Genomic DNA, 13,610 nt, shown 5'->3' with positions numbered 1-13,610 from the left:
GCGGTGCCGCGAGGAAGGGTCTCCACTGTGGACTTCCGATCGAAACGCACATCCGGTGCGGCGCTGTTCGTGCTGACCGCACTGGTGCTCGCCGCCTGCACGCCGACGGAGAGCGAGCCCGAGCAGCAGCCGTCACCGCGTGAAGAACCCGCCGTGGCCGTCGCCGCCGTATGCGACAAGGCCAGGCAGGGGCCCGCCGAAGCCCCTTCCGGCGCCGTCAGAGTAGATCCCGCCGTCACCGGCGACCTCATGAACAAGACCAGAAACAGCCCGGAAGGTACGACGTTCTGGCTGGCGCCGGGAACACACACCTTCGGAACCGAACAGTACGACCAGGTCGTGCCCAAGGACGGCAACACCTACCTCGGCGCGCCGGGGGCCATTGTGGATGGTCAGCGACTCAACCTGTTCGCCTTCACCCAGCAGGCACGCGACGTGACCGTCAAGTTCCTCACCATCCAGAACTTCGTAGCGCCGCACGATCAAGGCGTCGTCAACCACGACTCCGGGCCGGGCTGGGTCATCGAGGACAACACGATTCAGCACAATTCCGGTGCCGGAATGATGGCCGGTGACGGGCAGCGAGTCATGCGAAACTGCCTGCGCGCCAATGGCCAGTACGGCATCAACGCCTACAGCGAGGGCAACGACATCAAACGGCTCGTCGTCGAAGGCAACGAGATCGTCGGCAACAACACCGACGACTGGGAGACCAAACGGCCCGGCTGTGGTTGCACCGGCGGCGTCAAGTTCTGGGCCGTCGACGGCGCCGACGTGCGAGGCAACTGGGTCCACGACAACAGGGGCCCCGGATTGTGGGCCGACACCAACAACAACGACTTCCTCATCGAAGGCAACGTCATCGAGGGCAACGACAACTCGGCGATCATCTACGAGACCAGCTACAACGCCATCATCAGCGGTAACACGATCCGCAGGAACAACTGGTCCGATGGAAGGGAGTTCGCCAACAGCGGCGACGCCTTCCCTTCGGCGACCATCTATCTCTCCGAGTCGGGTGGCGAGCCCCGCATCCCCGCCCGCACCGACAAGATCGACGTCAGGGACAACGCCTTCAAGGACAACTGGTCGGGCATCACCGTGTGGGAGAACGCGGACCGGTTCTGCAACAGCCCGGCCAACCCGAGCGGAGACTGCACCCTGCTCGTGCCCGACGCGGCACGATGCGCCCAGCCCGGCATCGCGAACACCCCGCTTTACGACGACTGCCGGTGGAAGAGCCAGCGGGTCGACATCCACGGAAACCGCTTCGAACTCGATCCGTCCGTCGTGGGCTGCGAGAGCGCGTGCGGCCGGATGGCGATCCTGTCCAACTTCGGCACCTATCCGGACTGGTCGCCGTACAAGGGCGACGTCGTGCAGGAAGCCATCACCCACAACCAGGACAACAGGTGGCACGACAACACCTACCTCGGACCGTGGACGTTCGTCGTGTACGACATGAGCAAGACCGTCGACAAACTCGACTGGCAGGGCCCCTCCTACCGGCAGGACAGCGGCAGCACGTTCGCCGCTTCGGGAGGCGGCTGACATGCGTCAGGACGAACGGCTGCGACCGGTACTCGACACTGAACCGGCGAAGCCGCCAGCTCTCGTCGGCGCCGTGTGGGCACTGCTCGTGGTCAACACGCTCGGCTCGCAGGGCGCGCAGACGCTGATCTCGATCCCACAGTCGGTGTACCAGCTCATCACCATGGGTTCGCTGGTCATCGCGTTCGCCATCGCGCTCGTGCTCAACCCGAGATTCACCGTACGTCCCAACGCGTTCCTGCTGATCCTCACCGCGCTACTGGTGACGAGCCTGGTGTCGACCGCCCCGCTGGAGGTCGGCTACGGCGGCCTCTTCCGGTGCGCGCGGTTCGCGATGTTCATCGCCACCCTGTGGCTGCTGAGCCGGTGGTGGGACGGGACGCTCACGCTCGTTCGAAGGCACATCAGGGTTCTCGGGGCGGTGCTGGTTCCGGTCGTGCTCGGGCTCGTCGTGGCGCCCGGCCTCGCGATGCCCGACGTCTATGAGGGCAGGTTGACCGGGGCGCTGTGGCCGTTCACCCCGCCGCAGGTCGGCCAGTACTCGGCGATCGTCGCGGGCCTCACCATCGTGTTGTGGCTCGGCCGCCGCACCACCGGACGCAACGTACTGCTCGTCGCCGCCCCGGCCGTGGCGTTGCTGCTGCTGAGCTACACGAGGACGGCGACACTCGGGCTGGTCGTCGGCATCGCGGTCGCCGGACTGTCCCTCGTGCTGACCACCGTGCGCGCCCGCAGATTCGTCGTGGCGACCGGGATGGTCGTGGGTCTCGTCGCCGTCGCGCTCGCCCCGCTCGTGCAGTTGTGGTTCCGGCGAGGGCAGGACGACGAGGACTTCTCCAACCTGACCGGAAGACAGAAGGTGTGGGACGCGCTGCTTTCCGAGCCACGCACCGCATACGAACAACTTTTCGGCAGCGGGCTTTCCAACAAGACCTTCGGTGGACTCCCCATCGACAGCAGCTGGCTCGCTGTGTTCCAGGAACAGGGCTATGTCGGCATCGCGCTCGTCGTCGCGATGCTCATGACCCTGCTGATCGCGGCCGTACTGCGGCCACCATCCGCCGCGAGGGCCTGCGCGCTGTTCCTCATCACCTACTGCATCGTCGCCTCCTACACCGAGGTCGGCCTCGGCGACGCATCGCCCTACCTGCTGCACCTGACCGTCGCGGCGGCCCTGCTGAGCCCCGTCACAACCCCCACCCCCGCACAGGAGGCCCGATGAGACAAGTGGCAGGAATCGCCCGCCGTCTGCACCACAAGCTCGGCGACCCACGGCAGGCGAACTCGTTCTCCAGCAAACGGCGAGCCGTCCGATTCGCCGAACTGACCCGGCGATTCCCCGACCTTGCCGCCATGCGAGTGCTCGACCTCGGTGGTGTCCCCGACTTCTGGCGATCGGCGCCCGTGCGCCCCTCGTTCGTCACCACCATGAACCTCGACAAGTACGAACCGCCGGAGCCCTGGCTGGAACACGTCGTCGCCGACGCCTGCGGGCTGGGCTCGCTCGACGCGTGCCGCGGCGACTACGACCTCGTCGTCTCCAACAGCCTCATCGAGCACGTCGGCGGGTACCAGCGCCGTCGCGACTTCGCCGACGTCGTCCGCGCCGCGGCTCCCTCGCACTGGGTGCAGACCCCAGACCGGTACTTTCCCGTCGAACCGCACTACGTCGCACCCGGCTTCCAGTTCCTTCCACTTCGGACAAGGGCGCGCCTCGTGAGCAGGTGGCCGCTCGCCCACGAACGCGTCCACACCGTCGAAGAAGCCGTCGAACAGATACTCACGATCGACCTCATCAGCACGACCGAACTCGCCCACCTCTTTCCCGCCTCCGACATCTGGCACGAGCGGCTGCTGGGGTTCTCGAAGTCGATCGTCGCGGTCAGAACGGGTTAGCGATGCGAATCCTCGTGGTACACAACAGGTATCGCTCGGGCCAGCCGAGCGGGGAGAACAACGTCGTCGACCGCGAAACCGGCCTGCTTGCCGATGCGGGACACGACGTCGAGCTCTTCGAGAAACGCAGCGACGACATCGAGGCCATGCCGATGGCAGCGAAGGCCGCCGTCCCGCTCAGGGTTCCGTGGAACGGTCGCGTGCGCCGCGAACTTCGGCAACTACTCGAACGGTCGCGCCCTGACATCGTGCACATTCACAACACGTTCCCGCTGCTTTCTCCCTCGGTGGCCGCGGCCTGCGCCGACACCGGCACGCCCGCGGTAGCGACCCTGCACAACTACACGCCGGTCTGCCCGCCCGGCACGCTGTTCCGGAACGGCGACGTGTGCACCGACTGCGTCGGCAGGCTCCCTATTCCCGCCGTCGCGCACGGCTGCTATCGCGGTTCCCGCGCCGCGACGATCCCGCTCGCGGTGAGCACGGCGGCCAACAGGGCACGGCTGCGCGGTGGCAACGGCATCGCAAGGTACTTCTGCATTTCCGCTGCCCAGCGCGCGATGCTGATCCAGGCAGGGCTGCCCGCGCAGCGGCTCGCGGTGAAGCACAACGTGGTCGCCGATCCCGGCGTCCGGCGCACCTCGTCGGGCAGTCACGTGCTCTACCTCGGCAGGCTCACCCCGGAAAAGGGGATTCCCCTGCTGATGACCGCGTGGGACGAACTCGCCGCGAGCGGCGGGATCGGCGTACCGCTGGTCATCGCGGGGGCAGGGCCGCTGGCGGACGAGGTGACCGCGTGGGCCCGCGACCGGCACGACGTGCGCTACCTGGGCCTCCGCTCCCCCGCCGACTGCGCCGAGTTGACCGCGCGAGCGGCGACCGTGGTGGCGCCATCGGCGTGGCTGGAAGCGTTCGGGCTCATCGTCGTCGAGGCCATGGCAGCCGGGGTTCCGACCGTCGCGCCCTCGCACGGCGCGTTCCCCGAACTCGTCGAGGACGGAATCACCGGACTGCTGCACCGGCCCCACGACGCCGGGTCGCTCGCCGAGGCCCTCAGGCGGATCGTGCTGAAAACGGCGTGGAATCGCGACATGGGGGTGGCGGCGAGGCTGCGTTATGAACGAGACTTCACGCCAGAGGTCGGGCTCGAACGGCTGATCTCCGGTTACCGCGAGGCGATCGCGGGGCGACTGTGCGAGCCGGTGTGAGGCAGGGCAGGTGGGAGGCGCCTGCCCTGCCCCCGGTGTTGCGGACCCCGATGCTCGTCGTCGCGGTGGCCGCGCTGGTGACCCTCGTGGTGCTCGCGGTCGTCTTCGCCGGATCGTCGGACCCCCGTGGCTTCGACAGGTGGGCGCAGGCGACCGTCACCGACCCCCCGGCGCCCTGGTACGACGTCGCGCTGGTGGTCGACTTCGGCGGTGAACCGGCGGGGGCGGCCATCCTGGTGGCGCTGGTTGCCGGTGCGTGCGTGCTCGCGGGGAAGCTGAGGCTGGCCGTGCTCGCCGTCGCGGGGCCCTGCCTGTGTGTCGTCGTGACGACCGGGCTGAAACCACTCGTCGGCAGGACGATCAATGGTGACTTCCTTTCGTTTCCCAGCGGGCACACCGCCTTGTTGACGGCGGTTGCCCTGGTGCTGGGGTTGCTTGTCGCGGATCTCGGCATGGCGCGGCGTGGTCGTGGTGGCATCCCGGTGTCCGGTGCGAGCGCCGCTCGCGTAGGCGGTGCGGGCGGTGTGCCCGGTGGTGGCGTGCCCGGCGGCGTGCCCGGTGGTGGCGTTACCGGCGGCGTGCCCGGTGGTGGCGTTACCGGCGGCGGGGGTTTACTCGTCGGTGGTGCGGTGGTCTACGGCTTCGGGCTCGTGTGCGGAGCCGCGATGGCCTGGGCCCAGATCGCGCTGGATGCCCACTACCCCACGGACACGCTGGGTGGCTTCGCCACCGCCCTGGTGTGCGTCCCGCTGGTAGCCCTGGTCGTAGATGCGCGAGTCCCCCACCCAGGACGCCGAGATCCGCACTCAGGACGGTGAGATCCGCACTCGGGCCGTCGAGATCCGCACTCACGACAGCGAGACCTGCACTCGCGCGTCACGCGTCGGGAACCGGATGTCTGGCCCCGGGTACGGGCAGGGTGTAGCCGACGCCGGGGGCTGGGTTCCTGGCGCCGAGCCGCGAGCCACGAGCCACGTGTCGGGCACCCGGGAGCCCGGATGCCCCCGGCGCCCAGTTAACGAACCCCAGACGTGCCTCGCACCGTCTCGCATTCCGGGAGCCGAGTTGTCCCATGCCGAGAGCCAGCCGCCGAGTACCGGGCGTGCCGAACACCGGGCATGCCGGACATGCCGAACGCCAAACGTGCCGACGGCAGGCGCACCCGGACGTACCGACGGCAGGCGTATCCGGACGTACCGGAGGCCAGGCGTACCGGTGCCGGATTACCGGCATCCTCGTTCGCGAAGCAGAACGCAGAACTCGCACGCACGAACGCGGATCTCGCGGCCCCCAGTGCGGATCTCGCCGTTCTGAGCGCGGATCTCGCCGTCCTGAGTGCAGAACTCGGCGGGGCAGGGGGCAGGGGGCAGGGCAGCTCAGACGTAACGGCGGAAGACGGGACGCACCGAGCGGCCACCCATCCAGGGCAAGGGATCCCCCGCGTCGAGCGCCTGACGGTACACCGCGCACGCACCGGCGACCACCTCGACGGTCCGGTCCACGTCCTCCTCCGTCAGCGCACTGCTGACCACAAAGGACGGTCCAATGATGCCGCCGCCGAGCAGTTGCCGCAGGAACATGGTCCGGTACTCCTGCGATGGCACGCCCCGCTCGTCGAGGGTCGCGAACACGAGGTTGCTCGCCCGGCCCCGCACCACGACGTGCTCGCCGACCCCCTCCGCCGCGGCGACCTCCCGCACTCCCGCCGCGAGCCGCTCACCCAGCGCGTGCAGTCTCGCCGTGATGCCTTCCTCCACATAGGTCGCCTGCACGGCCATGGCTGCAGCGAGCGAATGGGTTTCCGCGCCGTGCGTGGTCGACAGCAGGAACACGCGCTCCCCTCCCGCCCGCAACCCGCCCTGCTCCATCAGCTCCCTGCACCCGGCCAGGGCGGACACCGCGAACCCGTTGCCAAGCGCCTTGCCGAAGGTGGAAAGGTCGGGAGCGACCCCGTACAGCCCCTGCGCTCCTGCCTCCGACCAGCGGAATCCGGTGATCATCTCGTCGAAGACGAGCACGATCCCGTGCCGTTTCGTCAACGCCCGCAGTCCCGCGAGATAGCCGGGCGGCGGTTCACGCAACGTCGCGGCCTCCAGGATCAGGCACGCGATCCGGCCCGAATAATTTTCGAGCAGCGCCTCGGTTTCCGCCAGGTCGCCGTATCGGAAGGTGACGGTCAAGTCCGAAATGGACCTCGGGATTCCACCGTCCATCGCGGTCGTACCGATGAACCAGTCATCGGTCGAAAAAAACGGCTGGTCGCCACAGATCGCGACGAGTGGACGCCCGGTCGCGGCCCTCGCGAGCCGCACGGCGGCGGTCGTGACGTCCGAGCCGTTCTTGGCGAACTTGACCATGTCAGCCGTGGAAACGGTGTCCAGGAACCGTTCGGCCGCCTCCGCTTCGATGATGCTCGGCCTGACGAAGTTCGCTCCCCTGCCGAGCTCCCGCCGCACCGCTTCGGTCACCCTGGGGTGCGCGTGACCGAGACTGACCGAGCGCAGACCCGACCCGTATTCGAGGTACCGGTTGCCGTCGACGTCCCACACCGTCGCACCTTCGCCTCGCGCGATCACCGGCGCCATGTCCTCCGGATACTGGTCGTCGCCCTTGGCGTAGGTGTGGGCACCACCGGGAATGAGTCGGTGCAAACGTTCGTTGGCTTTCAGTGACGCAGTCATGTCGATTCCGGTGACGGTCATGGCGCGCCTCCTGATATTCGGGCCAGCGACGGCGCTGCGCGGTCGCGTTCGGACAGCAGCCGCGGCGGCAACGGCCACGGGATGGCGAGTTCGGGGTCGTCGTAGACGATGGCGACGTCCTCGCTCGGATCGTGTGTCCGGTCGATACGGTAGGCGACGTCGGCGGGTTCGGTGAGCGCCTGAAACCCGTGCGCGCATCCAGCCGGAATGTACAACGTGGCCTGTGTCGTGTCCGACAGTTCAGTGTGCACCTGACCGAGGTAGGTCGGTGAGTCCGCACGCAGGTCGACGACGACGTCGAACACGCGCCCGTAGGAGCAGCGAACGAGCTTCGCCTCTCCTCGGCCCGCGCGAAGGTGCATTCCACGCACGACGCCCTTTGCTGAGCGGGAAAGACTGTCCTGCACGAACGAGCCCGGATCGATACCCACCCGACGAACAGCCTCCGCGTCGAAGGTACGACTGAAGAAGCCGCGCTCGTCCACATGCGGCACAGGCTCGAACAGATACGCGCCCGCGATCTCCTCGATGGCAACGATCTTCATCGCGGTGCCTCCTTCGCCCGGTCACTGTCGGCGATCAATGTGGATAGTGCGGCGAACTGGGCATCGAGCCGCCGCCGTTGCAGCGCATTCCATTCGGCCAGTGAGGCGGCGATGTCCTGACTCCGCTTCTCGGCCGTCGTGAACTGCTCGATCAACCGGTCGACGTCGAGGTCGCGGATTCGCTGGCAGAACTCGGCCAGGTTCGCGTCGGCCATGAGCACGTCGTTCTTGGCCGCGTAGCCGATGGACACCGTGGGTTTGCCGAGTTTCAACGCGCAGAGCACGTTGTGATATCTGGACGCGACAACGGTTTCGACGGTGGAGAGTTCGCCGAGCAAGCCCGGCAGCGACGTCACCCTGGCCGCGCTGATGTCCGGCGAACCGATGTCGGCAAGCAGTTCGGCGACCACCTCGTCGTCGAGCGCGTCGCCGGTCAGCAACCTGACCTGTCTTCCTTCGGCAACCAACCCGCGGACGAACCGCTTGAGCTTGGCGACATATCCCCGGTAGATGGCCTCCGCGTAGGGCCGGTCGGCGTTGCCGCCCCGGTAGGCCATGACGCCGATCCCGACCGTGCCCTGCCTGACTCGCGCGGGCGGATCCGGAAGCGCGAACGCGAGATCGGGGTATACGTCGTCGCCGCCGACGGCGACTCCCATGTCCATCATGGATTCCCGGGACAACTCGTCTCGATAGGACCGGTATCCGGCCAGTTTGGCCGCCGTTGTCACCAGCCATCTCGTCGGCCCGTTGCCGATGACGTCGGCGCCGACACTCACCAGTGCGATCTCGGTGCCCACCAACCGGCCCGACACGGTCAGCAGCAGCAGCGAGTACGGGAGCCCCCACGGGCGCAACGGCAAGGTCGCCTCAAGAACACCCATCCCTGGAACGATCACCACGTCGTGGTCGCGAACCCAGTTGAAGGTTCGCACGGCGTCGGCGAACTTGCCGACCGCTTTCGCCGCGATGGCGCCGGCCCCTTTCGCGGTCGCGGTCTCGCCGCGATACCAATGCATGGGCACAGCCGGGATACCGTAGCGCGCGGTGACCCGCGACGGACCGCCACACAGTGCGTCGACGCGAACCCCATCGTGGTTGGCTCGCACATGAGTGAGTACGGCTTCGAAAGAGCCGTCGTTGCCGATATTTCCCGAACCGAGCAGCCCGAAGAAGCCGACCCGTCGCGTCACGAAGACCTCCCTGCCTTGCCGGCGACGAGGTCGGCCACACTCACCGCGGCCGGCGTGCCCGGCTGCCTGTCCTCGACCCGCTGTGTCGCACCCGGCCTGCTCCTGCTGGCAAGCCAGGAAAGCAGATGCTGGTAGCACTCCCTGCGCTCCACTATGGACAAAGGTGCCTTGCGGATCGCGTTGTGGAATCCCCACACGTACTCCGCGTACAACCTCGGCGTGGGGTGCCTTATCCGGTCAGCCCTCACCGGATCGAGATTGACGCACCGTGACCGCGCGGTGGGGTTGGCTCGTTCCGCCCTCGTCGGATGATCGCGCCGGAAATACAGCAGCTCGGGTACCTGGTGGAACGGCCCGTGCAGCGAGAGTTCCGCGACGAATGTCCTGTCCGCGTGGTGATAGCTCCCGTGCGGGGTGACCTTGCGCAACACGTCGGTACGGATCACACCGTAGAAATCGTCGCCTCCCGGTTCGAACAGCAGGCTCCTGAACCGCTCCGGCGCCGAGGGAGAGTCGGTCGCGAGCCGGTACTCGACGGGCTGGGTCACCGTCGATTGTGGATCGATGATGGCGTTCCACGAGTGCGCGAGGATGATGTCCGCCCTTTCGTCGAGCACGTCGACACAGCGCCGCAACAGTTCCCTCGCATAGAGATCGTCGTGCGAAGCCCATTTGAACAGTGATCCACTCGCTTCGGCGAGTACGAGGTTGTGATTGGGCGCCGCGCCGATGTTCCTCGGCAGTCTCAGGTAACGGATCCGGTCGTCGCTCGCCGCGTACTCCCTGCAAATCGATTCGGTCTCGTCTGTCGAGGCGTTGTCGGACACGATCAATTCGAAATCGCCGTAGGTCTGTCCGAGCAGCGCGTCGAACGATTCGGCTAGGTATTCGGCTCCGTTGTAGACCGGTAGCCCGATGCTCAACCTGGGTGAGCTGGTCATGGCGTTCTCATCTCCTCCGGTTGATGCTCGCGTAGCCCTCGGCCGAGCTGGATCCACCACACGAGCGCGCCGAGTACGTTTGCGGCGGCGACACCCCACGCCGAGCCGAGCGCACCTCCGGCCCATGCGCCGAGCAACCCTCCCGTGACATACAGCGAGGAAGCCAGCAACTGGGAGCGCAGGCTCCTTCGTGCGGCGCCGAGTGCCCGCAGACCGGCCGCCGCGCCCGTGAAGAAGCTCGCGGCGACAACGGAAAGCGTCGCGGGAACGATGAGTGCCGATGCCGATTCCCACACCGAACCGAGCAGGTACTCACCGACGTGGTCGGGAACAAGCAGCAACAACGCCAGTCCCCACATCGTCGCCGCGGCGGCCTGCCCTGTTCCGAGTAGCAGGCAGAACAGGCGCAGCCGGTGTGGCGCGCTGCGGCGCACCCTCGCCGCCTCGGCGACGGTGGCGAGCGACAGTCCCATGAGGACGGCAAGGAAGGGACCGAGCAGCAGCTCTGCTCCCCTGACGGTGCCGACGTCGGCGAGCCCGGAAATGGCGCCCAGCCCGTACATGCGGAGCTGGGAACCCCCACTGTTGCTGACGTTCTCGACGAGGTAACGGAAACCGAGGTCGCGATGGTCGCGTAGCCACGGGCGAACGCCGCCGATCCGGGGGATCATGCCGGTCTGCACGCAGCCGTAGCACGCGGCTACGGCGCTGGAAAGCCCCCAGGCCAGCAAGAAGGCCACGACGCTTCCCGTTCGCGCGGCCAGCATCAGCGCGGGCACGAGCGCGATCGCCCACACGATGTCGTTCGTGAACGCCTTGCAGCCTTGACCCGAGGCGAAGAACGCGTAGCGCCAGCTGTCCTGCGTCAACAGCGCTGGGAGTACGACACCGAGCGCGACGAAGGCGGATCCGAGCGGGCCTGGCACGACGAGCCCTACCAGCACGCTCAGCGCACCGGATGCCGAACCGACCGCCAGCGCGGTACCCGATGACTGCGCGACGGCGGCACGCCACCGACGAGGGTCGACACCGCTGAAGCGCACCACGAGCGGGTCGGTCGCCAGTCCTCTGGACACGTTGACGAGCACGCCGTAGGTGACCCAGGCGAGACTGAATATTCCGAACGCGGTGACGCCCAGCGAGCGCGCGACGAAGATACCGACGGCAAAATTGGTGAGGCTCGATACCGCTTGGTCGGCCAGACCCCAGCTCAACCTGCCGGCCATGGCACGGAGCCCGCTGGTACCGCTCGCCCGGTCACGCACGTTCGCCAACGGCCTCACTCCTTGAGCAGGCCGGCGGCGCGCAACGCGTCGGCGGCGACGACGAGGGTTTCGAACGGCAAGCCCGACCGCTCGGCGATGTCGAGCAGCGTGTGCTCGCCGTCGGAGAGGTTCAGTACCCACAACATGGCCAGTTGCGCCTGTTTCGCGTCGCTGCGCCCTCCCAGCGATTCGTACAACCCTCGCCTGCCGAGCTGCGGTTCGCCGAACGGGCTCAGGTTGACGTAGCGGCGGTTGCGGTCAAGAACACCGAACGCCTCCAGGCAGGCACCGAGGGTGTCGGCCATGGCGGCAGGGGTGACGAAGCCCGGGTTGTCGGCAGAGGTGTGGTACTCGGGGTAGCCCGCGTAGGGAGTTCTGGTGAGCGAGCCGACCCCGAGGTCGAAGCCAGGCGAGCAGAACTGGCGTTCGTCGTAGCCGTAGGGCGAGAAGTCGACGAGCGTGTGCGGCCGGTCGCCCTCGCGAAGTACGTACTCGACGACCCTGTCGATTTCGGCGTTGCCCCGCCTGCTTCTCTTGTAGGTCAACGCACCGCGGTCGCCCGCGCAGGCGAGCACCAGACCATGCTTGACGACGTCGAGCCGTTGGCGGTTGCGTGCGAGCCAGGTGATCGACCCGATCGTGCCGGGAATGAAGAGAAACCGGTACGTGTAGTGCGTCCCGGTTTCGGCGAGAGCACGTGCGAGCTGAACCGCGACCGCGATACCGGCGAGGTTGTCGTTGGCGAGCGAGGGATGACACACGTGGCAGGACACGATGACCTCGTCGGCCACGGCGCCTTCGACCACGTGCTCGGCATAGCTGAGGTGCCCTTCCTCCAATGTGGAATCGATCCGGACCTCGTATTCGCCTTCCGCGAGCGAGGTCAGGGTGTCGTGGGGGAGGCAGAATCCCCACTCCCTCGCGTAGTAGCTGGTGCGGTACGGAATCCACGAGGGATGTTCGGGCAGAGTGTGCAAGTGTGGCCGCAGTTCGTCGAGGCTCATGGTCTCCGCGATGGGAACGCTGTAGCTCACGACGTGCAGGGAGGAATCGGCGAGGTCCACCACCCGCCTGCCGTCGGCGGTCGCGATGTAGGCGCCGCTGATGTTCCACTCCTCGGGGACGGTCCAGTCGAGAACCGGTGTTCCGGTCGGTACCTCGTGTCGCGTCAGCGGAAGGTACTCGCCGATGATGTCGAGCGTCGCCCGCACACCATCGCCGGTGATGCTGCGGCACAACGGATACAGCCGCTCGACGAGAGCGTGCATGTCGGCGCCCGCATCGGTCACGACCGCCGCCGCAGTGACTCGTCGATACCGCCCGCGTTCGTGCGGGATTTCAACCAGGCCAGCCTGGTGTACCGCTGTTCGAACCGGCCTGAGGTCAGGCCGAACCGCTGGTAGGCATCCACCAGTTCGACGGCGCCCGCTTTGACGCTCCACTCGCAGTCGAAGCCGACGGCGTCGCGGAAGCGGGAAAAGTCGACGCGATAGGACCGGGGGTCGGCACCGGTCTCCCCCGTGATGACGAGCTCCGATCCTGGAACGGCCTCGACCACCTTGCCCGCGATCTGCGCGACCGTGAGGTTGTTGCGTTCGGTACCGATATTGAACGCCTTGGCGTGCACCGCATTCCTGTCCGCGCTGAGCGCCGCGGTGAAGGCCGCCGCGATGTCCTTCGCGTGCACGAGTGGCCGCCACGGCGTGCCGTCGGAGAGCACGAGCACCTTTCCCGAGAGGTACGCGTGCCCGACGAGATTGTTGAGCACGATGTCGGCACGCAGGCGAGGCGAGAAGCCGAACGCGGTGGCATTGCGGAGGAAAACCGGGGTGAAGTCGCTGTCGGCGAGCCCGTGCACCTCCTCTTCCACGCGCACCTTCGACTCCGCGTACGGGGTCACCGGGCGCAGTGGCGCGTCCTCGTCGACCAGCGCGTGCGCGTTGGCGGCGCCGTAGACGGAGCAGGTCGAGGCGTAGAGGAACCTGCTGACGCCCGCTTCCTTCGCCAGCCTCGCCAGCCGCACCGAAGCGTGCTGGTTGATGTCGTAGGTGAGCTGGGGCGCGAGTGAGCCGAGCGGGTCGTTCGACAGTGCCGCGAGGTGCACGACGGCGTCGATGCCCTGCACAAGGTCGGGGGTCACGTCGCGAAGGTCGACGAGGTGCCCTGGCGGCTCGACCGGCGCGGGGCCGAGCAGGCATTCCTCGAAGAGACCCGAATCGAGACCGACGACCTCGTGACCCGCCGCCGCGAGCACCGGCGCCATGACGGTCCCCAGATAACCCTTGTGTCCGGTCAGCAGAACGCGCACT

Annotated in this window: 12 protein-coding genes; 5 read left to right on the top strand and 7 right to left on the bottom strand. The window is 67.4% G+C overall.

Annotated elements, in window-relative coordinates; translation table 11 throughout:
- Positions 1 to 27 precede the first annotated feature (27 nt).
- The 5 genes from BAY61_RS02355 to BAY61_RS02335 are packed head-to-tail and all read left to right on the top strand — an operon-like array spanning position 28 to position 5,473.
- Positions 28 to 1,551 carry a right-handed parallel beta-helix repeat-containing protein gene (locus tag BAY61_RS02355; protein ID WP_211323511.1) on the top strand — a complete coding sequence of 508 codons (1,524 nt, stop codon included), beginning with the start codon at positions 28 to 30 and terminating at the stop codon, positions 1,549 to 1,551.
- A 1-nt stretch (position 1,552) separates the two neighbouring features.
- Entirely contained in the window at positions 1,553 to 2,773 is a 1,221-nt protein-coding gene (locus tag BAY61_RS02350; RefSeq protein WP_245865706.1) for an O-antigen ligase domain-containing protein, read from the top strand.
- On the top strand, positions 2,770 to 3,447 hold the full coding sequence (locus BAY61_RS02345) for a class I SAM-dependent methyltransferase (protein ID WP_211323510.1): 678 nt from the start codon (positions 2,770 to 2,772) through the stop codon (positions 3,445 to 3,447). Before BAY61_RS02350 ends, BAY61_RS02345 begins: the two co-directional genes overlap by 4 nt.
- Positions 3,448 to 3,449: 2 nt before the next feature.
- Positions 3,450 to 4,655 carry a glycosyltransferase gene (locus BAY61_RS02340; protein ID WP_091801932.1) on the top strand — a complete coding sequence of 402 codons (1,206 nt, stop codon included), beginning with the start codon at positions 3,450 to 3,452 and terminating at the stop codon, positions 4,653 to 4,655.
- Positions 4,640 to 5,473 carry a phosphatase PAP2 family protein gene (locus BAY61_RS02335; RefSeq protein WP_211323509.1) on the top strand — a complete coding sequence of 278 codons (834 nt, stop codon included), beginning with the start codon at positions 4,640 to 4,642 and terminating at the stop codon, positions 5,471 to 5,473. The genes BAY61_RS02340 and BAY61_RS02335 overlap by 16 nt, the downstream gene beginning before the upstream one ends.
- Positions 5,474 to 6,031: 558 nt before the next feature.
- Here the strand turns inward: BAY61_RS02335 and BAY61_RS02330 are convergent.
- Genes BAY61_RS02330 through BAY61_RS02300 form a run of 7 tightly spaced genes read right to left on the bottom strand, consistent with a single transcriptional unit; the run spans position 6,032 to position 13,609 of the window.
- A complete protein-coding gene (locus BAY61_RS02330; protein WP_091801926.1) occupies positions 6,032 to 7,357 on the bottom strand; it encodes a glutamate-1-semialdehyde 2,1-aminomutase in 1,326 nt (441 codons plus the stop codon).
- Positions 7,354 to 7,902, bottom strand: coding sequence for a dTDP-4-dehydrorhamnose 3,5-epimerase (gene rfbC, locus BAY61_RS02325; RefSeq protein ID WP_091801923.1), 549 nt, complete (start codon positions 7,900 to 7,902; stop codon positions 7,354 to 7,356). The genes BAY61_RS02330 and rfbC overlap by 4 nt, the downstream gene beginning before the upstream one ends.
- Complete coding sequence (locus BAY61_RS02320; RefSeq protein WP_091801921.1) at positions 7,899 to 9,095, bottom strand: polysaccharide pyruvyl transferase family protein; 1,197 nt, start codon at positions 9,093 to 9,095, stop codon at positions 7,899 to 7,901. The genes rfbC and BAY61_RS02320 overlap by 4 nt, the downstream gene beginning before the upstream one ends.
- Positions 9,092 to 10,036 (bottom strand): glycosyltransferase family 2 protein, encoded by a 945-nt coding sequence (locus BAY61_RS02315; protein ID WP_091801918.1) that lies wholly within the window; start codon positions 10,034 to 10,036, stop codon positions 9,092 to 9,094. Before BAY61_RS02315 ends, BAY61_RS02320 begins: the two co-directional genes overlap by 4 nt.
- The gene (locus BAY61_RS02310; RefSeq protein WP_091802540.1) at positions 10,033 to 11,262 is read right to left on the bottom strand and encodes an MATE family efflux transporter; all 1,230 of its coding nucleotides are present in this window, start codon (positions 11,260 to 11,262) and stop codon (positions 10,033 to 10,035) included. The genes BAY61_RS02315 and BAY61_RS02310 overlap by 4 nt, the downstream gene beginning before the upstream one ends.
- Before the next feature lie 53 nt (positions 11,263 to 11,315).
- Positions 11,316 to 12,569 carry a DUF4910 domain-containing protein gene (locus BAY61_RS02305; protein ID WP_091802537.1) on the bottom strand — a complete coding sequence of 418 codons (1,254 nt, stop codon included), beginning with the start codon at positions 12,567 to 12,569 and terminating at the stop codon, positions 11,316 to 11,318.
- A gap of 17 nt (positions 12,570 to 12,586) precedes the next feature.
- On the bottom strand, positions 12,587 to 13,609 hold the full coding sequence (locus BAY61_RS02300) for an NAD-dependent epimerase/dehydratase family protein (RefSeq protein WP_091801916.1): 1,023 nt from the start codon (positions 13,607 to 13,609) through the stop codon (positions 12,587 to 12,589).
- Position 13,610 lies beyond the last annotated feature (1 nt).

The organism is Prauserella marina, assembly GCF_002240355.1.
Classification (GTDB): domain Bacteria; phylum Actinomycetota; class Actinomycetes; order Mycobacteriales; family Pseudonocardiaceae; genus Prauserella_A; species Prauserella_A marina.
This window is presented reverse-complemented; position numbering and strand designations above follow the sequence as displayed.

What these genes read in the sequence shown, in the direction of transcription:
- BAY61_RS02340 (WP_091801932.1), top strand. Translation starts at nt 3,450, where the DNA reads ATGCGAATCCTCGTGGTACACAACAGGTATCGCTCGGGCCAGCCGAGC.
- BAY61_RS02305 (WP_091802537.1), bottom strand. Translation starts at nt 12,569, where the DNA reads ATGCACGCTCTCGTCGAGCGGCTGTATCCGTTGTGCCGCAGCATCACC.
- BAY61_RS02350 (WP_245865706.1), top strand. Translation starts at nt 1,553, where the DNA reads ATGCGTCAGGACGAACGGCTGCGACCGGTACTCGACACTGAACCGGCG.
- BAY61_RS02315 (WP_091801918.1), bottom strand. Translation starts at nt 10,036, where the DNA reads ATGACCAGCTCACCCAGGTTGAGCATCGGGCTACCGGTCTACAACGGA.
- BAY61_RS02345 (WP_211323510.1), top strand. Translation starts at nt 2,770, where the DNA reads ATGAGACAAGTGGCAGGAATCGCCCGCCGTCTGCACCACAAGCTCGGC.
- BAY61_RS02330 (WP_091801926.1), bottom strand. Translation starts at nt 7,357, where the DNA reads ATGACCGTCACCGGAATCGACATGACTGCGTCACTGAAAGCCAACGAA.
- rfbC (WP_091801923.1), bottom strand. Translation starts at nt 7,902, where the DNA reads ATGAAGATCGTTGCCATCGAGGAGATCGCGGGCGCGTATCTGTTCGAG.
- BAY61_RS02310 (WP_091802540.1), bottom strand. Translation starts at nt 11,262, where the DNA reads ATGGCCGGCAGGTTGAGCTGGGGTCTGGCCGACCAAGCGGTATCGAGC.